This is a genomic window from Streptomyces cellostaticus (genome assembly GCF_023630175.1).
GTDB classification, from domain to species: Bacteria; Actinomycetota; Actinomycetes; order Streptomycetales; family Streptomycetaceae; genus Streptomyces; species Streptomyces cellostaticus_A.
The window spans coordinates 175,018-198,972 of record NZ_JALLIN010000005.1 but is presented as its reverse complement, the minus strand read 5'-3'; the positions used below and the strand labels follow the sequence as shown (position 1 = coordinate 198,972).

At 73.0% G+C, this 23,955-nt stretch carries 20 protein-coding genes; 5 read left to right on the top strand and 15 right to left on the bottom strand.

From position 1 onward, the window contains the following. The 4 genes from MXD57_RS05150 to pdhA (MXD57_RS05135) form a co-directional block, all read right to left on the bottom strand. A partial coding sequence (locus MXD57_RS05150; protein ID WP_250400066.1) for a hypothetical protein occupies positions 1-749 on the bottom strand: 749 nt, incomplete at its 3' end. A gap of 391 nt (positions 750-1,140) precedes the next feature. Next, a complete protein-coding gene (locus MXD57_RS05145; RefSeq protein ID WP_250400065.1) occupies positions 1,141-2,568 on the bottom strand; it encodes a dihydrolipoamide acetyltransferase family protein in 1,428 nt (475 codons plus the stop codon). A gap of 11 nt (positions 2,569-2,579) precedes the next feature. Continuing rightward, positions 2,580-3,557 carry an alpha-ketoacid dehydrogenase subunit beta gene (locus MXD57_RS05140; RefSeq protein WP_250400064.1) on the bottom strand — a complete coding sequence of 326 codons (978 nt, stop codon included), beginning with the start codon at positions 3,555-3,557 and terminating at the stop codon, positions 2,580-2,582. 1 nt (position 3,558) lies between these two features. Then, positions 3,559-4,746 carry a pyruvate dehydrogenase (acetyl-transferring) E1 component subunit alpha gene (pdhA, locus tag MXD57_RS05135; RefSeq protein WP_250400063.1) on the bottom strand — a complete coding sequence of 396 codons (1,188 nt, stop codon included), beginning with the start codon at positions 4,744-4,746 and terminating at the stop codon, positions 3,559-3,561. A gap of 502 nt (positions 4,747-5,248) precedes the next feature. Here pdhA (MXD57_RS05135) and MXD57_RS05130 point away from each other — a divergent pair. Next, positions 5,249-6,292, top strand: coding sequence for a phosphotransferase (locus tag MXD57_RS05130; protein ID WP_250400062.1), 1,044 nt, complete (start codon positions 5,249-5,251; stop codon positions 6,290-6,292). Between the two features lie 86 nt (positions 6,293-6,378). On the opposite strand, the gene MXD57_RS05125 is transcribed toward MXD57_RS05130, so the two are convergent. Continuing rightward, on the bottom strand, positions 6,379-7,965 hold the full coding sequence (locus MXD57_RS05125) for a protein kinase domain-containing protein (RefSeq protein ID WP_250400061.1): 1,587 nt from the start codon (positions 7,963-7,965) through the stop codon (positions 6,379-6,381). A 343-nt stretch (positions 7,966-8,308) separates the two neighbouring features. Here MXD57_RS05125 and MXD57_RS05120 point away from each other — a divergent pair, with 343 nt between their 5' ends. Beyond that, entirely contained in the window at positions 8,309-9,913 is a 1,605-nt protein-coding gene (locus MXD57_RS05120; RefSeq protein WP_250400060.1) for a protein kinase domain-containing protein, read from the top strand. Positions 9,914-10,010: 97 nt separating this feature from the next. Here MXD57_RS05120 and MXD57_RS05115 read toward each other — a convergent pair whose 3' ends face one another. Further along, on the bottom strand, positions 10,011-10,547 hold the full coding sequence (locus MXD57_RS05115) for a bacterial proteasome activator family protein (protein ID WP_250400059.1): 537 nt from the start codon (positions 10,545-10,547) through the stop codon (positions 10,011-10,013). Positions 10,548-10,712: 165 nt separating this feature from the next. On the opposite strand from MXD57_RS05115, the gene MXD57_RS05110 reads away from it, so the two are divergent. Then, on the top strand, positions 10,713-11,315 hold the full coding sequence (locus MXD57_RS05110) for a hypothetical protein (RefSeq protein ID WP_250400058.1): 603 nt from the start codon (positions 10,713-10,715) through the stop codon (positions 11,313-11,315). A gap of 59 nt (positions 11,316-11,374) precedes the next feature. On the opposite strand, the gene MXD57_RS05105 is transcribed toward MXD57_RS05110, so the two are convergent. Genes MXD57_RS05105 through pdhA (MXD57_RS05075) form a run of 7 tightly spaced genes read right to left on the bottom strand, consistent with a single transcriptional unit; the run spans position 11,375 to position 19,248 of the window. Continuing rightward, complete coding sequence (locus MXD57_RS05105; protein WP_250400057.1) at positions 11,375-12,355, bottom strand: NAD(P)H-quinone oxidoreductase; 981 nt, start codon at positions 12,353-12,355, stop codon at positions 11,375-11,377. 47 nt (positions 12,356-12,402) lie between these two features. Beyond that, positions 12,403-13,500, bottom strand: a complete 1,098-nt coding sequence (locus MXD57_RS05100; RefSeq protein ID WP_250400056.1) for a potassium channel family protein — start codon at positions 13,498-13,500, stop codon at positions 12,403-12,405. Further along, complete coding sequence (locus MXD57_RS05095) at positions 13,497-14,849, bottom strand: molybdopterin molybdotransferase MoeA (RefSeq protein ID WP_250400055.1); 1,353 nt, start codon at positions 14,847-14,849, stop codon at positions 13,497-13,499. Before MXD57_RS05095 ends, MXD57_RS05100 begins: the two co-directional genes overlap by 4 nt. Further along, complete coding sequence (locus tag MXD57_RS05090; protein ID WP_250400054.1) at positions 14,846-15,748, bottom strand: NTP transferase domain-containing protein; 903 nt, start codon at positions 15,746-15,748, stop codon at positions 14,846-14,848. The genes MXD57_RS05095 and MXD57_RS05090 overlap by 4 nt, the downstream gene beginning before the upstream one ends. A 46-nt stretch (positions 15,749-15,794) precedes the next feature. Continuing rightward, complete coding sequence (locus tag MXD57_RS05085) at positions 15,795-17,102, bottom strand: dihydrolipoamide acetyltransferase family protein (RefSeq protein ID WP_250400053.1); 1,308 nt, start codon at positions 17,100-17,102, stop codon at positions 15,795-15,797. Then, a complete protein-coding gene (locus tag MXD57_RS05080) occupies positions 17,102-18,106 on the bottom strand; it encodes an alpha-ketoacid dehydrogenase subunit beta (protein WP_250400052.1) in 1,005 nt (334 codons plus the stop codon). Before MXD57_RS05080 ends, MXD57_RS05085 begins: the two co-directional genes overlap by 1 nt. After that, positions 18,103-19,248, bottom strand: a complete 1,146-nt coding sequence (gene pdhA / locus MXD57_RS05075; protein WP_250400051.1) for a pyruvate dehydrogenase (acetyl-transferring) E1 component subunit alpha — start codon at positions 19,246-19,248, stop codon at positions 18,103-18,105. The genes MXD57_RS05080 and pdhA (MXD57_RS05075) overlap by 4 nt, the downstream gene beginning before the upstream one ends. Before the next feature lie 190 nt (positions 19,249-19,438). Here pdhA (MXD57_RS05075) and MXD57_RS05070 point away from each other — a divergent pair, with 190 nt between their 5' ends. Continuing rightward, positions 19,439-19,921, top strand: coding sequence for an Lrp/AsnC family transcriptional regulator (locus tag MXD57_RS05070; RefSeq protein WP_250400050.1), 483 nt, complete (start codon positions 19,439-19,441; stop codon positions 19,919-19,921). A gap of 47 nt (positions 19,922-19,968) precedes the next feature. Here MXD57_RS05070 and MXD57_RS05065 read toward each other — a convergent pair whose 3' ends face one another. Together MXD57_RS05065 and MXD57_RS05060 are read right to left on the bottom strand one after the other, a co-directional pair. Continuing rightward, positions 19,969-20,556, bottom strand: coding sequence for a TetR/AcrR family transcriptional regulator (locus MXD57_RS05065; protein WP_250400049.1), 588 nt, complete (start codon positions 20,554-20,556; stop codon positions 19,969-19,971). Further along, on the bottom strand, positions 20,553-22,067 hold the full coding sequence (locus MXD57_RS05060) for a 3-hydroxyacyl-CoA dehydrogenase (protein ID WP_250400048.1): 1,515 nt from the start codon (positions 22,065-22,067) through the stop codon (positions 20,553-20,555). The genes MXD57_RS05065 and MXD57_RS05060 overlap by 4 nt, the downstream gene beginning before the upstream one ends. A gap of 160 nt (positions 22,068-22,227) precedes the next feature. Between MXD57_RS05060 and paaN the strand changes: the two genes are divergently transcribed. Continuing rightward, positions 22,228-23,937: a phenylacetic acid degradation protein PaaN gene (paaN, locus tag MXD57_RS05055; protein ID WP_250400047.1), complete on the top strand. Its 1,710-nt coding sequence runs from the start codon at positions 22,228-22,230 to the stop codon at positions 23,935-23,937. Positions 23,938-23,955 lie beyond the last annotated feature (18 nt).

Here is a 23,955-nt window from a genome sequence, read left to right as displayed (position 1 = left end):
CCGAGCCGGTCGTAGGTTCTGAAGGTGTACGAGGCGTCGTAGGACAGCAGGTTCCCGGTCGCCGCCGGCAGACCGAGGCGTCTGCCGAGCAGTCCCGTCAGCGGTCCGCAGTGCTCGGGCGCCGGCGCCGTGAAGGCGTCGTCGTAGGCGGAGAACTCGATCACCGGGGGCTCCTGGGAGACCCACTTCGAGGGCCCCGAACGCTTCGCCCGGAAGTCCACCGGCTCGCTCGCGCCGATGGCGCAACCGCGCGGCAGGACGGGGCTCAGCAGCCGGAAGCGCAGGCTGAGCGCTCCGGTGTAGAAGTCCGACCGGCCACCGTACTCCGGCCGTATCGCCAGGCCCTGAGCCGGGGCGTGACCGCCCGCCGGTGTGCCCGTCAGGCCACCCGGCACGGCCGTGGGCGCGCTGTGCATCGCGCCCCACACCTGCCCGTTCGTGCCGTCCGGCATGGGCCCCTCGGCATGGGTCATGGTGATCGGGGCGAGTGTCAGCACGACCTTGCCGATCGTCAGCTCCGGTGCGGACGTGTGCACTTCGCATCTCCAGCGTGCCGGGTCCACGCCCTGGGGAAGCTCCGGACAGTCACCGAACGCGGCGGCGGTGCGGGCGCCGGCGGCGGGCGCGGAGTGGGCGGCACCCGCTGCCCAGAGGCCGGTCGCGCCCGCCAGCAGAGCGGTGGCGGCGACCGGGGCGACGAGGCGGCGGAGGAGAGAGGGACCGCGGCGAGCGGCAGTGGATTCCGACATGTCACCAGCGTGCCGCCCGCGCCCCTCCGGTCACATCGGTGAGTCCCCCGGCGCGACCCGGAGACACCCCTGACGCGCCGTCAGGGTCGCGGACCGCGACGACCCGGCCGGTCACCGTGCCGGGCGACGAAGACCCTGTGCCGGGGCGCGGCCCGGCCGCCCACCGTCGGCCCACCGGCGTGCGGCTCAGCAGCGGAGCACCGCTCTGCACCCGGAGCGCGCGGGGGCGGCACCCGCCCCGCCGCGAGCTGTCCGTGCCGGCCCGCCGGGCCGAACCGGGCGCACCCGGCGCGGCGGAACCGGCGGCGGGACGGAACGGGAGAGGGGGCGGTCGCGGGACGAAGACGCGACCACCCCCCTCAGCACCCGGGAGCCACCCGGGCGACAGCCGTCAGGCCCAGGTCATCAGCCGCTTCGGCTGCTCCAGGATCGCCGCGACGTCGGCGAGCACCTTGGAACCCAGCTCGCCGTCGACCAGGCGGTGGTCGAAGCTCAGCGCGAGCGTCGTCACCTGGCGCGGCTTCACCTTGCCCTTGTGGACCCACGGCTGGAGCTTGATCGCGCCGACCGCGAGGATCGCGGACTCGCCGGGGTTGAGGATCGGCGTGCCGGTGTCGACGCCGAAGACACCGACGTTGGTGATGGTGACGGTGCCGCCCTGCATCGCGCCCGGCGAGGTCTTGCCCTCACGCGCCGTGGACACCAGCTCGCCCAGCGACTGCGCGAGCTGCGGCAGCGTCTGGGCCTGGGCGTCCTTGACGTTCGGCACGATCAGACCGCGCGGGGTGGCGGCGGCGATGCCCAGGTTGACGTAGTGCTTGAGCACGATCTCCTGGTTCGCCTCGTCCCAGGACGCGTTGATGTCCGGGTTGCGCCTGATGGCGACCAGCAGCGCCTTGGCGATCAGCAGCAGCGGGTTGACCCGCAGGCCCTGGAACTCCTTGTCCTGCTTGAGTTCCTCGACCAGCTTCATCGTGCGCGTCACGTCCACCGTCACGAACTCCGTGACGTGGGGTGCGGTGAAGGCGGAGCCCACCATCGCCGTCGCCGTCGCCTTGCGGACGCCCTTGACCGGGATCCGGGTCTCGCGTGCGCCGTCGTGGGCCACGGCGGCGGGCGCGGCGGCCGTCTCCGGCTGCCCGGCGGGGGCAGGGGCGGCGGGGGTGACCGGCGCGGCGGTCTCGGCGGCCCGCGGCGCGGCGGCCGCGTGCACGTCCTCGCGGGTGATGACACCGTCCGGGCCGGACGGGGTGACCGTGGCGAGGTCGACACCGAGGTCCTTGGCCAGCTTGCGCACCGGCGGCTTGGCCAGCGGCCGGTCCCGGTCGGGGACCGCGGGGGCGCTGTGGCCGTTCAGCTCGGCCTGGACCGCCTGGGCGGCGGCCGGGACGGAGACCTCCGGACCCTTGCGCGGGCGGCGCTTGGTGGAGGTGGTGGCCACGCCGTAGCCGACCAGGACCGGCTGGCGGCCCGTGGGCTCGGGCTCCGGCGCCTCGGGCGCCTCGGGCGCGGCGGCGGCCGTCTCCGGCTGCCCGGCGGGGGCCTGCGGTGCGGCACCGCCCGAGACGTCCACCGCGATGATGGCCGTGCCCACGTCGACCGTGGTGCCCTCGGGGAAGCGGAGCTCGCGCACCACACCGTCGTAGGGAATGGGGAGTTCGACGGCCGCCTTGGCGGTCTCGACCTCGCACACCACCTGGCCGTCGGTGACCGTGTCACCCGGCTGGACGTACCACTTGAGGATCTCGGCCTCGGTGAGTCCCTCGCCCACGTCGGGCATCTTGAACTCGCGTACGGATGCTTCCGTCATCGTCGTCACGAACCCTCTCCTCAGTACGCCAGGGCACGGTCGACGGCGTCGAGCACCCGGTCCAGACCCGGCAGGTACTCCTCCTCCAGGCGGGCCGGCGGGTACGGGGCGTGGTAGCCGCCGACCCGGAGCACCGGGGCCTCCAGGTGGTAGAAGCACCGCTCGGTGATCCGGGCGGCGATCTCCGCGCCGGAGCCGAAGAACACCGGCGCCTCGTGGACCACGACCAGCCGGCGGGTCTTCTCCACCGAGGCCTGGACGGAGTCGAAGTCCAGGGGGCTGACCGAACGCAGGTCCAGCACCTCGAGGGACTTGCCCTCCTCGGCGGCCGCGGCCGCGACCTCCTGGCACAGCTTCACCATCGGGCCGTACGCGGCCAGGGTCAGGTCCGTGCCCTCCCGGACCACCTGCGCCCTGTGCAGCGGGCCGGGGATCGCCTCCGGATCCACCTCGCCCTTGTCCCAGTAGCGGCGCTTGGGCTCGAAGTAGATCACCGGGTCGTCGCTCTGGATGGCCTGCTGCATCATCCAGTAGGCGTCCGACGAGTTGGACGGGGAGACCACCTTCAGGCCGGCCACGTGCGCGAACAGGGCCTCCGGGGACTCCGAGTGGTGCTCGACCGCGCCGATGCCACCGCCGTAGGGGATGCGGATGACGACGGGCATCTTCACCTTGCCCAGCGACCGGGCGTGCATCTTCGCGAGCTGGGTGACGATCTGGTCGTAGGCCGGGAAGACGAAGCCGTCGAACTGGATCTCCACCACCGGGCGGTAGCCGCGCAGGGCGAGACCGATCGCGGTGCCGACGATGCCCGACTCGGCGAGCGGGGTGTCGATGACCCGGCTCTCGCCGAAGTCCTTCTGCAGGCCGTCCGTCACCCGGAAGACGCCGCCGAGCTTGCCGACGTCCTCACCCATGACGAGGACCTTGGGGTCCGTCTCCAGGGCGCGCCGCAGCGACTCGTTGATCGCCTTGGCGAGAGCCATCTTCTCGGCCATCTCAGTGACCCCCCTCTGCGTCCGCGAACGACGCCTGGTAGGCGGCGAACTGGGCTCGCTCCTCGTCGACGAGCGCGTGCCCGTCCGCGTACACGTTCTCGAAGATGGCGAAGTGGTCCGGGTCCGGCATGGCACGGACCGCTTCGCGCACTCGCCTGCCCAACGCCTCGGACTCGGCCTCGAGTTCCGCGAAGAATGACTCGTCCGCGTGGTTCGAGGCCTCCAGGAACCGGCGGAGGCGCAGGATCGGGTCCTTCGCCTCCCAGGCCTGCCGCTCCTCGTCGCCCCGGTAGCGGCTCGGGTCGTCGGAGGTGGTGTGGGCGCCCATCCGGTAGGTGTACGCCTCGACGAGGGTGGGGCCCTCGCCGTCGCGGGCGCGCTCCAGCGCCCACTTGGTGACCGCGAGGCAGGCCAGCACGTCGTTGCCGTCCACGCGGACGCCCGGGAAGCCGAAGCCCTGGGCGCGCTGGTAGAGCGGCACGCGGCTCTGCTTCTCGGTGGGTTCGGAGATCGCCCACTGGTTGTTCTGGCAGAAGAACACCACCGGCGCGTTGTAGACCGCGGAGAAGGTGAACGACTCGGCCACGTCGCCCTGGCTGGAGGCGCCGTCGCCGAAGTAGGCGATGACGGCCGAGTCGGCGCCGTCCTTGGTCACGCCCATCGCGTAACCCGTGGCGTGCAGCGTCTGGGAGCCGATGACGATCGTGTACAGGTGGAAGTTGTTGCCGTTCGGGTCCCAGCCGCCGTTGTTCACGCCGCGGAACATCCCGAGCAGGTTGGTGGGGTCGACCCCGCGGCACCAGGCCACGCCGTGCTCGCGGTAGGTCGGGAAGACGTAGTCGTCGTCGCGCAGGGCCCGGCCGGAGCCGATCTGCGCGGCCTCCTGGCCGAGCAGCGAGGCCCACAGGCCCAGCTCGCCCTGGCGCTGCAGCGCTGTGGCCTCGGCGTCGAACCGTCGGGTGAGCACCATGTCGCGGTACAGGCCGCGCAGCTCGTCGGGGGTGATCCCGTCGACGTAGCGGTCGTACTCGGCGTTCTTGACCCGCTTGCCCTCGGGCGTCAGGAGCTGCACCAGCTCCGGGGCGGTGCTCTTCTGGGTGGTGCGGGTGGTGCGCTTGGTGCCGGTGGTGCCGGCCTTGCCTGCGGCGCTGCGTCGCGGCTTGCGCGCGGCACTGCTGTCCACGGTCACGTGTGCTCCTCCGTCGTTCCGGCCCCCGGGGTTGCCGGTAGGCCAGTGCGGCTCACCTGTTCTCGACCACCGGCACGGGGTGGGTGCCACTCGGCCGGGAACAGGCGTGACAGGTGCCCCGGCGAGCGCCCTGCGACTTTTACGTTACCCAGTGCTCCACATATCTGTGAAACCCCTCCTGACCTGCGTTTTTGCTTGGATTTCCAAGTAAATCCGCAGGACGCGGAAGGTCGCTGGTCACAGCCTCGCAGGAGGCCGGAGCAACGGCACGTTATCCCGACGACCCCGGACACGGGAAGAGTCGACTTGTGACTCGCACCTCGCGGGCGAAAGCTGACAATTCAGGATATGCCCGTTCGACGGTCTCATGATTCGAGACGGATTTCTGGACACCTCGCACCGCGGTTCACCCCTGCACATCTCGTGACCGAATGCGATCACCGATGACTGCCGGTGACAAGCCGCAGCTCACAGGGTCTTTCTGTGCCCTAACATCTGGCGCGTGCCGCGCTCATGTGTACCAACCCTCGTACCGCACGCGCCCCCATTGGGCGCCCTGCTGCGCCTGTACGCCGCCGGTACCGCTCTCGCCTGCGAACCCGTCGACCAGGGCCTGCTGAACCGCGGCTACCGGGTGCGCACCACTCGGGGGCGCTACTTCCTCAAGCACCACTTCGATCCGGACACCGCCGACCCGGCCGCCATCGAGCGCCGGCACCGGGCCACCCAGCGCCTGGCCGACCTCGGCGTCCCCGTGGCCCAGCCCCTCGCGCACCGCGAGGGCCGCACGGTCGCCGTCGTGGGCGGCCACGCCTACGCCCTGCACCCCTGGATCGACGGGCGGCACCGGCACGGCGGGCAGCTCACCCGCTCCGAGAGCGCCCGCCTCGGGGCGCTCCTGGGCGCCGTGCACGCCTGCCTGGAGCGGGTGATGCCGCCCAAGGGGCGCACCCGCCCGGCGACCGGCCCGCACCCGGTGGAGAGCGCCGACCCGGCCGACTCCTTCGCCCTGATCGACGAGCTGCTCGGCCACGTACGCCGCCATCGCCCCGCCGACGCGTTCGACGAGCTGGCCCGGCACCGGCTCCTGGAACGCCGGGCCCTGCTGGAGCAGCACGCCGGCCGGCGCCCGCCGCGCGGCGGGCCGGTCGGCTGGGTGCACGGCGACTTCCACCCCTTCAACCTGCTCTACCGGGACGACGGCCCGGCCGCCATCGTCGACTGGGACCGGCTGGGCGTGCAGCCACGTGCCGAGGAGGCCGTACGCGCCGCCGCGATCTTCTTCGTACGGCCCGCGGGCGCGTTGGACCTGCCGAAGGTGCGGGCGTACGCGCGCGCGTACCGGCGCGCGGCCCGCGCCACGCCGTCCGAGCTCGCGGCGGCCGTGCACCGGGTGTGGTGGGAGCGGCTGAACGACTTCTGGATGCTGCGCTGGCACTACGAACGCGGGGACACCCGCGCGGACTGCCAGTTCCCGGCCGCCTCGGCGCTCGCGGTGTGGTGGACGCGCGAGTACGAGGCGGTGTGCGACGCGTTCGCGGGATGAGCCCCCTCGAAAGGCGCCGGAAACACCAGGCGCGCGGGTGAGCCGTGGCCCGCCCGCGCGCGTGGGAGTGGTTCAGCCCGGGTGCCTCAGGGCGATACCGGGGCGGACGGGGTGACGCCCCCGGCCGAGCCCTCGGTGGCACCGCCGGCGTTGCCCTCCGTGGTCCCCTCGTCCGTGCCGCCGTCCGTCGGGTCCGACGGCTGCGTGTCCGAGGGCTCCGGATCCGTCGGCTGGTCGCTCGGGTCGGTGGTGGTCGGCTGGGACGGGGTGTACGAGGGGGTGTACGACGGCGTGCCCCAGTTCGAGCCGCTGCCGTTTTCCGTCCCGTTGCCGGTGGACCTGTCCGGGGGCTGGTCGGTGTTGTCCTCGGTCGGCGACTCGGCGGCCGTCTCGTCCTTCGTGGCCTTGGAGTGGGTCGGCGTCGGCGTGGTCCCGCCACCGGCTCCGCCGTCGTTGTTGTGGTTGAGCGCCAGCGCGACACCGGCCGCGATCGCGATCACGGCGAGCACGGCGAGGATCCACAGCTTGCCGCGGCCGCTGCCCCGGTTGCCGTGTCCCTCGAAGCCGCCGTCGTCGCCGCCCCCGTACCCGCCGGGCAGGATCGGCTGCGGGATCTGCGCGGTGCCGGCACCGAAGTCGCCGGGCTGCTGCATCACGGCCGTCCCCGCGAACCCGGCGGCCGGGGTGTGCCGGCCGTCGTGCGCGGCCACCGGACCGGTGTTCCAGGTGCCGGTGTGACCGCCCTGCTCGTACAGCATCTGCAGGCCGTACTGGATCAGGCCGCGCATCTCCTCGGCGGTCTGGAACCGGTCGTCGGGCTCCTTGGCGAGCGAGCGCATGACCAGGCCGTCCAGCTCCGGCGGGCAGGCGTCGGAGGCCTCCGAAGGCGGGGTGGGGATGTCCTGGACGTGCTGGTAGACCACCGACAGCGGGGTCTCGCCGGTGAACGGGGGCCGCAGGGAGAGGAGCTCGTACAGCAGGCAGCCGGTCGCGTACAGGTCGGAGCGGTGGTCGACGGCCTTGCCGAGCGCCTGCTCGGGGGAGAGGTACTGCGGGGTGCCCATCACCATGCCGGTCTGCGTCATCGTCGTCGACGCGCCGTGCAGGGCGCGGGCGATGCCGAAGTCCATCACCTTCACGGCGCCGTTGTCCGTGATGATGACGTTGGCCGGCTTGATGTCGCGGTGCACGATGCCGTGCTGGTGCGAGTAGGCGAGCGCCTCCAGCACCCCGGACACGATGATCAGTGCCTGCTCGGGGCCCGGAGCCTCGGCGTTGAGCAGCAGGTCGCGGATGGTGCGGCCCTCGACCAGCTCCATCACGATGTACGGCACCGACTGGCCGCCCACGACGTCCTCGCCGGAGTCGTACACGGCGACGATCGCGTGGTGGTTGAGCCCGGCGACCGACTGTGCCTCGCGGGTGAAGCGGGCCTTGGAGACCGGGTCCTCGGCCAGGTCGGCGCGGAGCAGCTTGACTGCGACCGTGCGGCCCAGACGGACGTCCTCGGCCGCGAACACCTCGGCCATGCCACCCCGGCCCAGCCGGTGCGTCAGCCGGTACCGGCCGTCGCCGACGAGCCCGCCGTTGCCCCACATCTCGGGCGTCTCTGACATGCCACCGCCAGTCGCCTCGGGGTCGGACGGGCCCTGGGCGCTGTGCGTCTGTGCCATCGGTCCTCGCCGTCGTTTCTGCCCGCGGTGCGCGCGGTGTTGTTACGGTCTCCGTCGGCCACGCTACAGCCTCCGCGTCCGCCTCCGGTCCTGAACCGGAACCGGAACCGGCCCGAGACGGACCGGTCATGAAACCCCTAGCACGCGCTCTCCTGCAAATTCTGTGCACCGCCCCTACGTCCGCTGTAACGCTTGCGCGACGCTTCTTTCGCGTACGGTCACGGAACGGGCACCGAGCTTGACGTGTCAGTGCCCTCGGGCAGACTTGGCCGGGAATGACACATTCGATCAAGGCATGTTCGCCCAGCGACGGCGCCGGACGGCCAGTGGGGGACGCGGAGAGATGAGCCAGGACGGCGCACAGGAGCGGTACGCGGGGCGGACGCTGGCCGGCGGCCGCTACCAGCTGCGCGACCTGCTCGGTCAGGGCGGCATGGCCTCGGTCCACCTGGCCTACGACACCGTGCTCGACCGCCAGGTCGCGATCAAGACCCTGCACTCCGAACTGGGCCGGGAACAGGCCTTCCGTGAGCGGTTCCGGCGCGAGGCCCAGTCCGTGGCCAAGCTCACCCACACCAACATCGTCTCCGTGTTCGACACCGGCGAGGACGCGCTGGACGGCGCGACGATGCCGTACATCGTCATGGAGTACGTCGAGGGCCGTCCGCTCGGCTCGGTCCTGGACGAGGACGTCCGGCAGTCCGGCGCGATGCCAGCCGACAAGGCCCTGAAGATCACCGCGGACGTGCTGGCGGCGCTGGAGATCAGCCACGAGATGGGCCTGGTCCACCGCGACATCAAGCCGGGCAACGTGATGACGACCAAGCGCGGCGTGGTCAAGGTCATGGACTTCGGCATCGCCCGCGCCATGCAGTCCGGCGTCACCTCGATGACCCAGACCGGCATGGTCGTCGGCACCCCGCAGTACCTCTCGCCCGAGCAGGCCCTCGGCCGGGGCGTGGACGCCCGCTCCGACCTGTACTCGGTCGGCATCATGCTGTTCCAGCTCGTGACCGGGCGGCTGCCGTTCGACGCGGACTCCCCGCTGGCGATCGCCTACGCGCATGTGCAGGAGACACCGGTCGCGCCCTCCTCGATCAATCGCGCCCTGCCGCCCGCCGTGGACGCGCTGGTCTCCCGCGCGCTGAAGAAGAACCCGAACGAGCGCTTCCCGACCGCCGAGTCCATGCGCGACGAGTGCCTCCGAGTCGCCGCCTCCCTGCAGGCGGCCCCGCCCAGCATCGTGCCGGGTGCCGGGCCGACGCAGAGCGGCGCGGGTGTGGGCGCCACGGTGTTCCCGCCCATCGACCAGGCGACCCCGGCGCCGACCGGCCCGGTGCAGACGCCGTACCAGCCCAACCCGTACGGCGCCCCGGCGCCCGCCCCGGCGTACGGCTATCCGCAGCAGGGCGGCTACCAGGCTCCCGCGGCGTTCGGGCAGCAGTCCCCCTCCACTCCGCCGCCGTACGGCATCACTCCGCAGACGGCCGTGCAGTCCTCGGGCGGCGGCGGGAAGAGCAGCAGGCCGGTGGTCATCGGCTCGATCGCGGTGTCCCTCGTCGCGGTCGTCGGCCTGATCGTCGCGCTGACCCTGAACAGCGGCGGCACGGACGACCCGGCCGGCGGCGACCCCAGTGCCTCGGCGTCGGCCCACGCGGCGGGCTACCGGGGACCGGACACGTCGAAGACGGTCAAGGAGACCGACTGCACGGAGCCCGAGGAGTCGTACAACGACCCGAAGAAGATCGAGCTCCCGGACTTCCGGTTCAAGTACATCAAGTCCGTCAAGGAGTGCGCGGCGGCCGCCGGCTGGCGCGTCTCGACCAAGGACGTCGACGAGAACACCTTCGGCCAGGGCGCGGTCATCGACCAGTTCCCGAAGGGCGGCACGGACGTCGACCCGAAGAACGTCGAGATCCAGCTCAACGTCTCGACGGGCAACCCCTGACCGCACCCGCAGCACCCACGCGGCCCTGTGCGAAGGGCCCGGCGGAAATCCGCCGGGCCCTCTGTGTTTCCGGGGCGGCTCGAACCGCCCGGCCGGACTACAGGTACGGGCCGCCCGAGCGGCCGCCCGCGCGCGGGTCGTCACCGCCCTCGTGGCCCACACCCGGCGGCAGCGCCCGGCGCATCTGCTCGAGCTGGGCGCGCGCGGCCATCTGCTGGGCGAACAGCGTCGTCTGGATGCCGTGGAACAGGCCCTCCAGCCAGCCCACCAACTGGGCCTGCGCGATGCGCAGCTCCGCGTCGCTCGGGGTCGTGTCGTCGGTGAACGGCAGCGACAGCCGTTCCAGCTCCTCGACCAGCTCCGGCGCCAGACCGTCCTCCAGCTCCTTCACCGAGCTGCGGTGGATGTCCTTGAGCCGGGCCCGGCTGGCCTCGTCGAGGGGAGCGACCCGCACCTCTTCGAGAAGCTGCTTGATCATGCTGCCGATCCGCATCACCTTGGCCGGCTGTTCGACCTGGTCCGTCACCGGCGTCTCACGGGAGTCCTCGTCCCCGCCGCCGATCGCCATGCCGTCCTGGCCCACGACCAGGATCTGGGGATTCTCCGGCGACCGTTCGTTCCTCGGCATCTCCATGCCGCCATTGTCTCGCACGCCCCCACCTCATCACCGTGCCGCCCCCTCGTGGGGGCGGATCGGCACTTTAGCTCCGACGGCGCAATCCGGAATGCCCGGTGTGCCCCGCGATGTGAGGCTGGCTTGCGTCGATGTTCGACGACTGGGCTCCGGGAGGTCACCGCCGTGACTCCATGGCTGCGGCTCACGCTCCGCCTCGTACCACTGCTGTTCGCCCTCGTGGCGGCGGTGCCGGTGTACGGCACCGCCCCCGCCTACGGCGCGCAGACCGCGCCACCGGACCCGTCCGTGCCCGCGGCCCGGTCCTCCGCGCCGGTCACCCCGGCGGCCCTGGTCTCCGCCTCCCCGGCCGCCTCGCGCTCCGCGTCCGGCCACCACGCCCACTCCGATCCGGCCGCCGAACCGTCGCGGGCCGGGAGCAGGGCGGGGGAGGGGCGGATGCGCCCCGGCCGCCCGGACGGGCCGGCCGCCGAGGAGGAGGGCGACGACAGCTCCGGGACGGTGACCAGGGCGCCCGACCCCTTCGATCCGCAGGAGCCGGAGACCGCCGACATCCCCGCCGGAACCGCCATGGCGTCCGCGCCGCCCGAGGAGGCCGGGCTGGAACCCGCCCGCCCCTCGCGGCAGACCGAGGCGCGGGAGGACGTCCGCCAGGACGCAGCCCCCACCGAGCCGACGCTGGAGATCCTGCCGCTGGGCACCGGGCTGGTCCTCGTCGGTGTCGGACTGGGCCTGGCGTTCCTCGGACTGCGGATCCGCCGCGGCTGACCGGACCGGGCCGGCTCGGACATCGCGAGCCGGCCCGGGAGCGGCCGGGACCGTACGGGCTACGGCGCGACCAGCAGCACCTTGCCGATGTGGCCGCTCTCCTCCACCACCCGGTGCGCCTCGGCCGCCTGAGTCATCGGCAGCTCCCGGTCGACCACCGGACGGACGTGCCCCTCGGTCAGCAGCGGCCACACGTGCTCGCGCACGGCGGCCACGATCGCGGTCTTCTCGCTCAGCGGACGGGCCCGCAGCGAGGTCGCGCTGATCGCGGCCCGCTTGCCCAGCAGGGTGGCGATGTCGAGCTCGCCCTTGACCCCGCCCTGCATGCCGATGATCGCGAGTCGGCCGTTGACGGCGAGGGCCTGGACGTTGCGGTTCAGGTACTTGGCGCCCATGTTGTCCAGGATGACGTCGGCGCCCGCGCCGTTCGTGGCCTGCTTGATCTCGGCGACGAAGTCCTGGTCGCGGTAGTTGATCAGGATGTCCGCGCCCAGCCGGGCGCAGTGGTCCAGCTTCTCCTTCGTCCCGGCGGTCACCGCGACCCTGGCTCCTACGGCCCGGGCGAGCTGGACGGCCATGGTGCCGATACCGCTGGAACCACCGTGCACCAGCAGGGTCTCGGCCGGACGCAGATGGGCGACCATGAAGACGTTGGACCAGACGGTGCAGACCACCTCGGGCAGCGCGGCCGCCTGCCGCAGTTCGACGCCCTCGGGCACGGGCAGCAACTGCCCGGCCGGCACCGCGACCTTCCGGGCGTAGCCGCCGCCCGCGAGCAGCGCGCAGACCTCGTCGCCCACGGCCCAGCCGGAGACCCCGGGGCCGAGCTCGGCGATCCTTCCCGAGCACTCCAGCCCGGGGTACGGGGACGCGCCCGGCGGCGGGTCGTAGAAGCCCTGACGCTGCATGATGTCGGCACGGTTGACGGCGCTGGCCACCACCTCGACCAGCACTTCGCCCTCGCCGGGCACGGGGTCGGGGACCTCGTCCCACACCAGCGCCTCGGGCCCACCAGGTTCGGGAATCGTGATCGCATGCATGCCCGTGACGCTACTCCCCACCGGTGCCCTCCCCGGGGCAGGCCCGCTCAGTCGCCCGGCAGCGGACGGGGATGCGGGGTGACCCGGGCGCCCGGGCTCGCCCGGACGATGGTGATCAGGCGGTCCGTCAGCTGCAGGGAGCCGATGGACGGATCGTCGTAGCCGAGGACCCGGTGCCCGCGCACCACGCTGACCACGAGGTCGTCCGTCTCGCGCGGGCCCTTGCCCACCTCGGCCCGCACCACGGGCCGCTCCATGATGTCGAGACCGCTGCCCTGCTGGATCAGGTCCTCCATCACCATGCCGGCGGCGGGGCTGAGCACGGAGAGGCCGAGCAGCCGGCCGGCCGCGCCGGAACTGGTGATGACGGCGTCGGCACCCGACTGCTTGAGCAGCGGGGCGTTCTCCTCCTCGCGGACCGCGGCCACGATCTTCGCGCTCCGGTTGAGCTGCCGGGCGGTCAGCGTGACCAGCACCGCCGTGTCGTCGCGCTGCGGAGCGACGATGATCTGCCGCGCCTTGTGCACCTCGGCCCGCCGCAGCACGTCACTGCGGGTGGCGTCGCCCATGACACCCGCGTAGCCCTCGGCCGTCGCGGCGTCGACCGCCTTGGAGCCGGGGTCGACCACGACCACCTGCTCTGCCTTCAGACCGGTGGCACAGACGGTCTGGATGGCCGACCGCCCCTTGGTGCCGTAGCCGATGACGACGGTGTGGTCGCGCAAGGTGGACCTCCAGCGGTTCAGGCGCCATTCCTCCCGGGTGCGTTCGGTGAGGACCTCCAGCGTGGTGCCGACCAGGATGATCAGGAACAGCACCCGCAGGGGCGTGATGACGAAGATATTGGTGAGCCGGGCGCCGTCGCTGACCGGGGTGATGTCGCCGTACCCGGTGGTCGAGAGGGTGACGGTCGCATAGTAGAACGCGTCCAGCAGGTCCACGGAGCCGTCGGAGTTGTCGTGGTAGCCGTCGCGATCGGCATAGACGACGAACGCGGTGGCGACCAGCACCATCAGGGCCATGAGCAGCCGTTTGACCACCTGGCGGATCGGGCGCTCCACCACCTTCCTCGGGAGCTGCACCCGCTGGGCCACCAGATGCTCGTCCGCACGACGGGCTATGGCGTCATGACCCGGAAGTTTCACGTGAAACACACCTCGATTCCGGCTGCCGCCCATGGCAGGTCCAGCAGCTCCGTCTCCTCCCCCCGCTGTGCCCCGCCCGGTGGCACGACCGCCATCGCGTCCGCGGCGGCGATCCCGCGCAGCATGGCCGGGCCGTTGTAGTGCAGCGGCACGGCACGGTCCCCGCGCAGCACCACGGGGACGAGCCGGGTGTCGTGGGGGTGCCCGTGCACCGCCTCGCCGAGCGCCAGCGTGTACGGCTCCGGGGCCGGGCGGGCGGCGAGGGTGCGCAGCAGCGGCTCGGCCAGCGTGAGCAGGCCGGAGACGGCCGCGAGGGGGTTGCCGGGCAGGCCGACGAGGTGCTGGTTCTCCTTGGTGCGGGCCAGCAGCATGGGGTGGCCGGGGCGCACCTTGACTCCGTCGACGAGGAGGTCGGCGCCCATGCGCTCCAGGGTGGGGTGGACATGGTCGACGGGGCCGGCGGCGGTTCCGCCCGTGGTGACGACGAGGTCGGCCCGGGAGCCGCTGAGCGCCTTGTGCAGGGCCTTGGCGTCGTCTCCCAGTCGCCGTACGCCGATGACATCGGCGCCCATCGCGCGCAGCCAGGGCGGCAGCATGGGGCCGAGCGCGTCCCGGACCAGTCCGTCGTGGGGACGTCCCCCGGTGAGCAACTCGTCGCCCAGGACGAGCACTTCGACACGGGGGCGGGCGACGGCCGTGACGGTGTCGTATCCGGCGGCCGCCGCCAGACCCAGCACGGCGGGGGTGACGAGGGTGCCGACCGGGAGCAGTTGATCACCGTTGCGGCACTCCTGCCCGCGGGGCCGGATGTCCTGGCCGTGGTGCATCTCGCGGGTCGGGTGCAGTCGTCCCTGGGCGTCCGCGCGGCCGTGCTCGGTGCGCAGCACGGCGGTGGTGCCGGACGGGACGCGCGCGCCGGTGGCGATGCGGACCGCCTCGCCGTCGGTGAGCGGCTCGGGCCGTGCGTGGCCGGCGAGCACGCCCTGTTCCCGCACCGCCCAGGGGCCGGGTCCGGCGACCGCCCAGCCGTCCATCGCGGAGCTGTCGAAGGAGGGCAGGTCGGTGAGCGCGTCGAGCGGGGCGGCGAGGACCAGTCCGAGGGACTCGGCAAGCGGCACGGAGACGGGGGTACGGCGGCTGCCCGAGCGGGCGGCGCGGGCGGCGATCTCCCGGGCCCGGGGCCAGGGGGTGGCCCGGTGCCGCTCGTACCGCCGTTCGCCGGGTGCCTCGGCCGGGGCGGGCGCGGACGCGGCGGTGTCCTTGGGTTCCCTCACGAGGGCCAGGGCCTCCTCGACGTCGAGGTCGTCGCTGTCCTCGGCGGGCGCTCCGGCCCGGGTGGCGGGGGTCATCGGGAGCCCGGCGCGGGCGCGCCACCGGTGTCGTCCCCGCCGTTCTCCTCCGCCCAGCGCCGCGCCAGCGCGGCGGCCTTGCGGGCGGCCTCGGCGACGGCCTCGGGGCCGCCCTCGGCCCGGGCCGCGGCGTATCCGACGAGGAAGGTGGTCAGCGGCGCGGCCGGGCGGGCCACGCCGTGCGCGGCGTCGCGGGCTAGGTCGAGCAGGAGACCGGTGTCGACGTCCAGGTCGATGCCCAGCTCGTCCTTGACTGCGGAGATCCATTCATCCAACACGTGCCCATGCTCCCTGATGCGTGCCCTGGCGTCGGCGATGTCGTCCCAGGTGTCGCAGTCGAAGGAGGCGAGCGGGTCCGGGACGCGGGTGAGCCGGAGGGCGCCGGTGAGCCGGCGCAGGGGCAGCCCGGTGAGGCCGCCGTGCGCGGCGGCCAGGGCGGCCAGTTCACGGCGCAGCGCGGCGGTGCGGTAGGCGGCCACGAGCGGCTGGTCGCGGCCCTCGGCGTCGGTGAGCAGCGCGCCATCGGCGCCGCTGTCCCGCAGGGCCGCCAGCAGCCGTTCCAGCGTGGCCGCCCGGAGGAACGGCAGGTCGGCGGAGAGGACCGCGGTGTACGCAGAACCGGTCAGCCGCAGCCCGGCCTCCAGCGCGGCGACGGGGCCGCCGCCGGACGGTTCCTCGCGCGCCCAGCGCACCGGGCGGGCGGTCGGCCGGGCTCCGGCGACGACGACGGTCGTGGCGGCGCCGGAGCAGGCCGTGAGCACCCGGTCGAGCAGCGCCCGGCCACCGACCCGCACCGCCGGCTTGTCGGCGCCGCCGAGCCGCCGGGCGGCACCGCCGGCCAGCACGACGGCGTCGTACGGCGCGGCGGTCCCGGGTGCGGCGGGGGCGTTCTCGGTCACCCCCCGAGTATGTCCTCTCGGGTCCTCCGCATGGAGCGGGCGTGGGTCACAGGGTGCGCAGCAGCACCGCCGGCTGTTCCACGCAGTCCGCCACGTACCGGAGGAAACCGCCCGCCGCGCCGCCGTCGCACACCCGGTGGTCGAAGGTGAGGGAGAGCTGCACGACCTGGCGCACGGCCAGTTCGCCCTCGTGCACCCACGGCTTGGGCACGATCCGCCCCACACCGAGCATGGCCGCCTCGGGGTGGTTGATGATCGGCGTGGAGCCGTCCACGCCGAAGACGCCGTAGTTGTTCAATGTGAAGGTGCCGCCGGTCAGTTCCCCGGGGGTGAGGGTGCCGGTCCGGGCGGCCTCGGTGAGCCGGGCGAACTCCGCGGTCAGCGACTCGGCGTCGCGCGTGTGGGCGTCCCGCACGACCGGGACGACCAGCCCGCGTTCGGTCTGGGCCGCGAACCCGACGTGGACCTGCTCCAGTCGGACGACCTCACGGGCCTCGGTGTCGACGTAGGAGTTCAGCTCGGGGTGACGGGCGAGCGCGGCGACGCAGATCCGGGCGAGGAGCGCCAGCAGGGAGACCTTCGGTCCTCCCGCGGCGTTCATCGCGGCACGCGCGCGCATCAGTTCCGTCGCGTCCGCGTCGACCCAGCAGGTGGCGTCCGGGATCTCCCGGCGGCTGCGGGAGAGCTTGTCGGCGACGGCACCGCGCACGCCCTTGAGGGGGACGCGGAGTCCGTCACGGGCAGCGGAACCCCGGGCGGCCGGCTCCGCCGGCACGGGGGCCGGAGCGTCCTTGGCGCGCAGGGCGTTCTCGACGTCGGCGCGCAGGATCAGCCCTTCGGGCCCCGAACCGGACAGCTCCCGCAGGTCGAGGCCGCCGTCCCGGGCGAGCCTGCGCACCAGCGGGGAGATCACGGGTACCGGGCCGCCGGCCGGCACGGGACCGGAGTCGGACACGGGAGCGGAGGCGGGCGCGGGCGCCGCCTGAACGTCCTGCTGCACCCGCCCGTTCGCGCCGGCCGCGCGCACCCTGCGCCGTCGGGCCGGGGCCTCGGAGGTGCCGTAGCCCACCAGGACGTTCCCCGAGCCGGCGTCCTCGCCGGCCGTCACGGGTCCCACCGCGACCGTCAGCAGTGGCGCGCCGACGGGCAGTTCGGTCCCCTCCTCACCGAAGCGGGCGGTGACCACGCCGCCGTAGGGGCAGGGGACCTCGACCATCGCCTTGGCCGTCTCGACCTCCACGACCGGCTGGTCGATGGCGACGACGTCACCGACCCGTACCAGCCAGCGGACGATCTCCGCCTCGGTGAGCCCCTCGCCGAGGTCGGGCAGCTTGAACTCCAGCACCTGTGCCATCAGCCCTCGGCCTCCCACTGCAGGCGGGCCACGGCGTCCAGGATGCGGTCGACGCCGGGCAGGTGGTGCCGCTCCAGCATGGGCGGCGGATAGGGGAGGTCGAAGCCGGTCACCCGCAGTACCGGGGCCTCCAGGTGGTGGAAGCAGCGCTCGGTGACACGGGCCGCGATCTCGCCGCCGGGACCGCCGAACCCGGTCGCCTCGTGCACGACGACGGCGCGTCCGGTGCGCCGCACGGCGGCGCAGACCGTCTCGTCGTCGAACGGCACCAGGGAGCGCAGGTCGAGGACCTCCAGGTCCCAGCCCTCCGCCCGGGCGGCCTCCGCGGCCTCCAGGCAGACCGGCAGGGACGGACCGTAGGTGATGAGCGTCGCGCTGGTGCCGGGCCGCCGGACCACCGCACGGCCGATCGGCTCCACCTCGGTGGGCTGCTCGGGGTTCCAGGAGTCCTTCGACCAGTACAGCCGCTTGGGCTCCAGGAACACGACCGGGTCGTCGGAGGCGATGGCCTGGCGCAGCAGCCCGTAGGCGTCGGCGACCGTGGCCGGGGTGACGACGTGCAGGCCCGGCGTGGCCATGTAGTAGGCCTCGGAGGAGTCGCTGTGGTGCTCGACGCCGCCGATGCCGCCGCCGTAGGGCACGCGGACGGTGATCGGCAGGGGCATCCGGCCGCGCGTGCGGTTGCGCATCCGGGAGACATGGCTGATCAGCTGCTCGAACGCCGGGTAGGCGAAGGCGTCGAACTGCATCTCCACCACCGGGCGCAGGCCGTACATGGCCATGCCGACGGCGGTGCCGAGGATGCCGGCCTCGGCGAGCGGGGTGTCGGTGCAGCGGTCCTCGCCGAACTCCTTGGCGAGCCCGTCGGTGACCCGGAACACCCCGCCGAGGGTGCCGACGTCCTCTCCCAGCACGTGCACGCCGGAGTCGGCGGCCATCGCGTCGCGCATCGCGCGCGTGAGGGCCTGCGCCATGGTGGCGGGCTTGACGGCGACGGTGGTCATCGAAGGTCGCCTTCCTGGCCGTCCTGCTCGGCCTCGAGCTCGGCGCGCAGTTGGGCGCGCTGTTCGCGCAGTTGCGAGGTGGTCTCGGCGTAGACGTGGTCGAAGAGGTCCATGGGATTGAGCTCGGGGTCCTGGTTCATGCGTTCCCGCAGGTCGGCGGCCATCTCCTCGGCGTCGCGCCGGGCGGCCTCGAGACCGGCCTCGTCGAGCAGGCCACGCGTGGTGAGTTCCCGCTCCAGGAGCTTGACCGGGTCGTGCGCCCGCCAGGCCTCGACCTCGGAGTCGCCGCGGTAGCGGGTGGCGTCGTCGGCGTTGGTGTGCGCGTCGATGCGGTAGGTCACCGCCTCCACCAGGGTCGGTCCGCCACCCGCCCGGGCCTGCCGCACGGCGTCGCCGAGGACCTCGTGCACGGCGGCCGCGTCGTTGCCGTCGACCAGCCTGCCCGGCATGCCGTAGCCGACGGCCTTGTGGGCCAGCGAGGGCGCGGCGGTCTGCTTGGCCAGCGGGACGGAGATGGCGAAGCCGTTGTTCTGCACCAGGAAGACCACCGGCGCCTGCCAGACGGCCGCGAAGTTCAGCGCCTCGTGGAAGTCGCCCTCGCTGGTGCCGCCGTCGCCGACCATGGCCAGCGCGACCACGTCGTCGCCCTTGAGGCGGGCGGCGTGCGCGAGACCGACGGCGTGCGGGAGCTGGGTGGCCAGCGGGGTGCTCAGCGGGGCCACCCGGTGGGCCCGGGGGTCGTAGCCGTTGTGCCAGTCGCCGCGCAGCAGCGTGAGCACCTCGACCGGGTCCACGCCCCGGGCGACGACGGCGAGGGTGTCGCGGTAGCTGGGGAACAGCCAGTCGCGCTCCTCCAGGGCCAGGGCGGCGGCGACCTCGCAGGCCTCCTGGCCGGTGCTGGAGGGGTAGACGGCGAGGCGGCCCTGCTTGGTCAGCGCGGTGGCCTGGGTGTTGTAGCGGCGGCCGCGCACCAGTTGTGCGTACAGCCGGCGCAGCAGGTCCGGGTCGGCCTTCGCGGCCGCCTCGGTGCCGAGGACGCGATACGGCTCGGCGTCGGGCAGCAGCGGCGCGGGGTCCATACGGGGCTGCCAGGCGGGCGGCGGCGATGGCCGGTACGCGCCCCGCTGCTCCATGACCGTCATGACGGCACCTCCTCGTGGGAGCGGCTACGGGAGGCGCGTCGGCTGTGACCCGCCTCACCTACCGATTGTTCGGTCGCCGGCACATTTTGGCTACAGGCCCCGGCAGGCTGTGGACAAACGGTTCTCCACAGCCTGCAATGAATGCAGGACGTCCACGACGGTGATGCGGGGGGACATGGGAGCTGAACAAATGGCCGACGGGCCGCGGGACGACGCCGCCCCGCCGGCCCGCCCGCTGGACGCGATCGACCAGGACATCCTGAAGATCCTGCAGGCGGACGGCCGTGCCTCCATACGGTCCGTCGCCGAGCGCGTCCACGTCTCGCGCGCCAACGCCTACGCGCGCATCAACCGGCTGATCGACGACGGGGTGATCAGGGGGTTCAGCGCCCGCGTGGACCACGAACGCGCGGGGCACGGCACCTCCGCGTACATCACGCTGAAGATCGTCCAGAACACCTGGCGCACGGTCCGGGAGCAGCTCAGACAACTGCCGGGCGCCTCGCACATCGCCCTGGTGGGCGGCGACTTCGATGTCCTGCTGCTGGTGCACACGCCCGACAACAGGACGCTGCGGGAGCTGGTGCTCACCCGGCTCCAGTCGATCCCCGAGGTGCTCAGCACCCGCACACTGCTGGTCTTCGAGGAGGAGGACACGGAGCCGGAGGCCTGACCACCAAACGCGCCGGGGGGGGCGGATCCGGGGCGGGAGCGGCGGGCTCAGTCCTGCCGCAGGCCCGAGAAGGCGAGGCGGACCACCGCGTCGGCCACCTCGCGGCCGCTGACGCCCCGGCTGTCGGGCCGGTACCACTCCACGACGGAGTTGATCATCCCGAAGACCAGACGGGTGGCCAGCCGCACCTCCACGTCACCGCGTACGTCCCCGTCGGCGGCCGCGGCCTGCAGCAGGGCGGCGACCCGGTGGTCGAAGTCGCGGCGCCGCTCCAGCGCCCAGCGCTCGGTCTCGGTGTTGCCGCGCACCCGCAGCAGCAGCGTCACGTAGGGCAGCTCGGCTATGAGCACCTCGACCATGCGCCGCACGACGTACTCGAGCCGGTCGGCGGACCGCCCCTCGCGCGCGGGCTCCTCCTCGAGGATCCCGAACAGCCCGTCCAGCGCCCGGCTGACGGCCCGCCGCAGCAGCTCCTCCTTGCCGCTGACGTGGTGGTAGATCGAGGACTTGGAGATACCGGCGGCCCGGGAGAGGTGCTCCATGGAGGTGCCGTCGTAGCCGCGCTCGTTGAAGACCTGCACGGCGACCGAGAGCAGCGTCTCGGGGGTGTACGTGTCGCGCCTGGCGGTGGTCATGGGGTCCCCTCCCGCTTGTCGGTGGCGTACGCGTGGCGGTACAGCGCGAGGGACGGCGCGTACCGGCCGGAGGGGTCGCGCAGGTGCAGGTCGTCCAGGAGGTCGTAGGCCCAGCCGTGGCCGAGCCCGCGGCTCCACTCGAAGGGCCCCAGCGGGTAGTTGACGCCCAGGCGCATCGCGGTGTCGACGTCCTCCTCGGTGGCCACGCCCTTGGCGACGGCGTCGTGGGCGAGGTCGATGATCCGCGCGACCGTGCGGGCGACGATCATGCCGGGGACGTCGCCGATGACGCTGACGTCCTTGCCGAGCGCCTGGAACAGGCCGACGGCCTCGGCGAGGGTGGCCGGCGAGGTGTCCTGGGAGGCGGACAGGGCGATGCGGGTGGCCCGGCGGTAGTCCAGGGCGAGGTCGAAGTAGACCACGTCACGGAACTCCACGGACGTCTGGCCGTCGGCGAGCACCAGTTGGCCGCCGCTCGGCAGCACCAGGCGGGTGCCGTGGTCCTCGTCCTCCTCGCGGACCTGGATGCCCGCCTCGCGGATCAGGGGGAGCAGTTCGGCGGCGGGGCCGAGTCCGCCCTCGGCGGTGACGTGGGCGGGCGGCCGCCGCTTCTCGGCGGTGTGCGGCTCGGGGCGCTCGGCGCCCTCCGCGTGGTCGTACCAGCCGTGCCCCGCCTTGCGGCCGAGGCGGCCGGACTCCACGAGGCGGCGCTGGGCGAGCGAGGGCGTGAAACGGACGTCCTGGAAGAAGGACTGCCAGACCGAGTGGGTGACGGACTCGTTGACGTCCTGCCCGATCAGGTCGGTCAGCTCGAACGCGCCCATCCGGAAGCCGCCGCTCTCACGCAGGACGGCGTCGATGGTCGCGGGGTCGGCGGCCTGGGCCTCGTACACCGCGAACGCCTCGGCGTAGAACGGCCGGGCGATGCGGTTGACGATGAATCCGGGGGTGTCCGCGCAGGCCACCGGCGTCTTGCCCCAGGCACGCGCGGTCTCGTAGGCGCGCGTGGCCGACGTGACGTCGGTGGCGAACCCGGAGACGACCTCGACCAGCGGCAGCAGCGGGGCCGGGTTGAAGAAGTGCAGGCCCACGAAGCGGCCGGGGCTGCGCAGGGCGCCTCCGATGGCCGTCACGGACAGGGACGAGGTGTTGGTGGCGAGCAGACAGTCCTCGGAGACGACGTCCTCCAGCTCGCCGAAGAGCCGCTGCTTGACGTCGAGCCGCTCCAGGACGGCCTCCACGACCAGCGCGCAGTCGGCCAGCTCGGCCAGGCTCTCCGCGGGCGTGAGCCGGGCACGGGCCGCGTCCCGGTCGGCGGCGGTGAGCCGGTCCTTCGCCACGAGCCGGTCGAGGCGGGCGCCGATCGCGTCGGCCGCCTCCCGGGCCCGCCCGGGCAGGGCGTCGTAGAGCCGCACGGGGTGGCCGGCCACCAACGCGACCTGGGCGATGCCCTGGCCCATGGTGCCGGTGCCGACGACGGCCACGGGGCTGCTGAGGTCGAGTGCTGTCATGTGCGCGATCCTCCCGCACGGGGTTGTCCACAGATGCGGCAGGCCCCCTTGTCCCGACCGATCGTTCGGTTACTCTAGCCCTGTCCGTCCGTTCCTGCCTCTGTTTCCGCGCAGGTCATGAACTCGAGGAAGAGTTCCTGAGACGAGGAGTTGGTCCCGCATGGCCGCCGAACTGACCGCGCACGACCTGATCGCCAGGCACCGGCCCACGCTCGACCAGGCCCTGGAAGCGATCCGCACGCGCGCGTACTGGTCCCCGCATCCCGAGCACCCCAAGGCGTACGGGGAGCGGGGCAGCCTGGACGCGGCGGCGGGCAAGGCCGCCTTCGACGCCGTCCTCGGCACCCGTGTCGACCTCGGCCAGCCCGGCACGGACGACTGGGTCGGCGGCGAGGTCTCCCCCTACGGCGTCGAGCTCGGCGTGACCTATCCGCACGCGGACCTCGACGTGCTGCTGCCCGCGATGAAGGCCGGACAGCGGGCCTGGCGGGACGCGGGCGCGGAGACGCGCGCGGTGGTCTGCCTGGAGATCCTCAAGCGGATCAGCGACCGGACGCACGAGTTCGCGCACGCGGTCATGCACACCAGCGGGCAGGCCTTCATGATGGCGCTCCAGGCGGGCGGCCCGCACGCTCAGGACCGCGGCCTGGAAGCGGTGGCGTACGCGTACGTGGAGCAGGTCCGCACCCCCGACACCGCCGAGTGGACCAAGCCGCAGGGCAAGCGCGACCCGCTGGCGCTGACCAAGCGGTTCACCCCGGTCCCGCGCGGCATCGGCCTGGTCATCGGCTGCAACACCTTCCCGACCTGGAACGGCTATCCGGGCCTGTTCGCGTCGCTGGCGACCGGCAACGCGGTCCTGGTCAAGCCCCACCCCCGGGCGGTGCTGCCGCTCGCGCTGACCGTGCGCGTCGCGCGGGAGGTGCTCACCGAGGCCGGTTTCGACCCGAACCTCGTGGCGCTGGCCGCCGAGCGCCCCGGTGAGGGCATCGCCAAGACCCTCGCCACCCGCCCCGAGATCCGCATCATCGACTACACCGGGTCGACGTCCTTCGGTGACTGGCTGGAGGCCAACGCCCGCCAGGCGCAGGTCTACACGGAGAAGGCAGGCGTCAACACGGTCGTCGTGGAGTCCACCGACGACTACAAGGGGATGCTGTCCAACCTGGCCTTCTCGCTGTCCCTGTACAGCGGCCAGATGTGCACGACCCCGCAGAACCTGCTGATCCCGCGCGACGGCGTCCGCACCGACGAGGGCCACAAGACCTTCGACGAGGTGACCGCCGACCTCGCCCGCGCCGTGGACGGCCTGCTCGGCGACGACGCGCGCGCGAACGCCCTGCTGGGCGCGATCGTCAACCCGGACGTGAAGGCCCGCCTGGAGGCGGCCGCCGGCCTCGGCGAGGTCGCCCTGGCCTCACGGGAGATCACCAACCCGGAATTCCCGGGCGCGGTGGTCCGCACGCCGGTGATCGTCAAGATGGACGGCGCGCGGAAGTTCTGGGAAGGGGCGGCGGACGACGAGGCCGCCTACATGAGCGAGTGCTTCGGCCCCGTCTCCTTCGCCGTCGCGGTCGACTCGGTGGCCGACGCGGTGGAGCTGCTGCGCCGCACGGTCCGCGAGAAGGGCGCGATGACGGTCGGCGCGTACACCACGGACCCGGAGGCCGAGCGGGCCGTCGAGGAGGTCTGCCTGGAGGAGGCCGCCCAGCTCTCGCTCAACCTGACCGGCGGGGTGTACGTGAACCAGACGGCCGCCTTCTCCGACTTCCACGGCTCGGGCGGCAACCCGGCGGCGAACGCGGCCCTCACCGACGGCGCGTTCGTGGCCAACCGCTTCCGGGTCGTGGAGGTCCGCCGCGACTCCTGATCGAAGCGGGAGGCCTCG

Excerpts from the sequence above, each read along its gene's own strand:
- MXD57_RS05140 (WP_250400064.1), bottom strand. The coding sequence starts at position 3,557 with ATGGCCGAGAAGATGGCTCTCGCCAAGGCGATCAACGAGTCGCTGCGG.
- MXD57_RS05085 (WP_250400053.1), bottom strand. The coding sequence starts at position 17,102 with ATGGCACAGGTGCTGGAGTTCAAGCTGCCCGACCTCGGCGAGGGGCTC.
- MXD57_RS05120 (WP_250400060.1), top strand. The coding sequence starts at position 8,309 with ATGAGCCAGGACGGCGCACAGGAGCGGTACGCGGGGCGGACGCTGGCC.
- MXD57_RS05125 (WP_250400061.1), bottom strand. The coding sequence starts at position 7,965 with ATGGCACAGACGCACAGCGCCCAGGGCCCGTCCGACCCCGAGGCGACT.
- paaN (WP_250400047.1), top strand. The coding sequence starts at position 22,228 with ATGGCCGCCGAACTGACCGCGCACGACCTGATCGCCAGGCACCGGCCC.
- MXD57_RS05080 (WP_250400052.1), bottom strand. The coding sequence starts at position 18,106 with ATGACCACCGTCGCCGTCAAGCCCGCCACCATGGCGCAGGCCCTCACG.
- pdhA (WP_250400051.1), bottom strand. The coding sequence starts at position 19,248 with ATGACGGTCATGGAGCAGCGGGGCGCGTACCGGCCATCGCCGCCGCCC.
- MXD57_RS05105 (WP_250400057.1), bottom strand. The coding sequence starts at position 12,355 with ATGCATGCGATCACGATTCCCGAACCTGGTGGGCCCGAGGCGCTGGTG.
- MXD57_RS05115 (WP_250400059.1), bottom strand. The coding sequence starts at position 10,547 with ATGGAGATGCCGAGGAACGAACGGTCGCCGGAGAATCCCCAGATCCTG.
- MXD57_RS05070 (WP_250400050.1), top strand. The coding sequence starts at position 19,439 with ATGGCCGACGGGCCGCGGGACGACGCCGCCCCGCCGGCCCGCCCGCTG.
- MXD57_RS05060 (WP_250400048.1), bottom strand. The coding sequence starts at position 22,067 with ATGACAGCACTCGACCTCAGCAGCCCCGTGGCCGTCGTCGGCACCGGC.
- MXD57_RS05095 (WP_250400055.1), bottom strand. The coding sequence starts at position 14,849 with ATGACCCCCGCCACCCGGGCCGGAGCGCCCGCCGAGGACAGCGACGAC.
- MXD57_RS05065 (WP_250400049.1), bottom strand. The coding sequence starts at position 20,556 with ATGACCACCGCCAGGCGCGACACGTACACCCCCGAGACGCTGCTCTCG.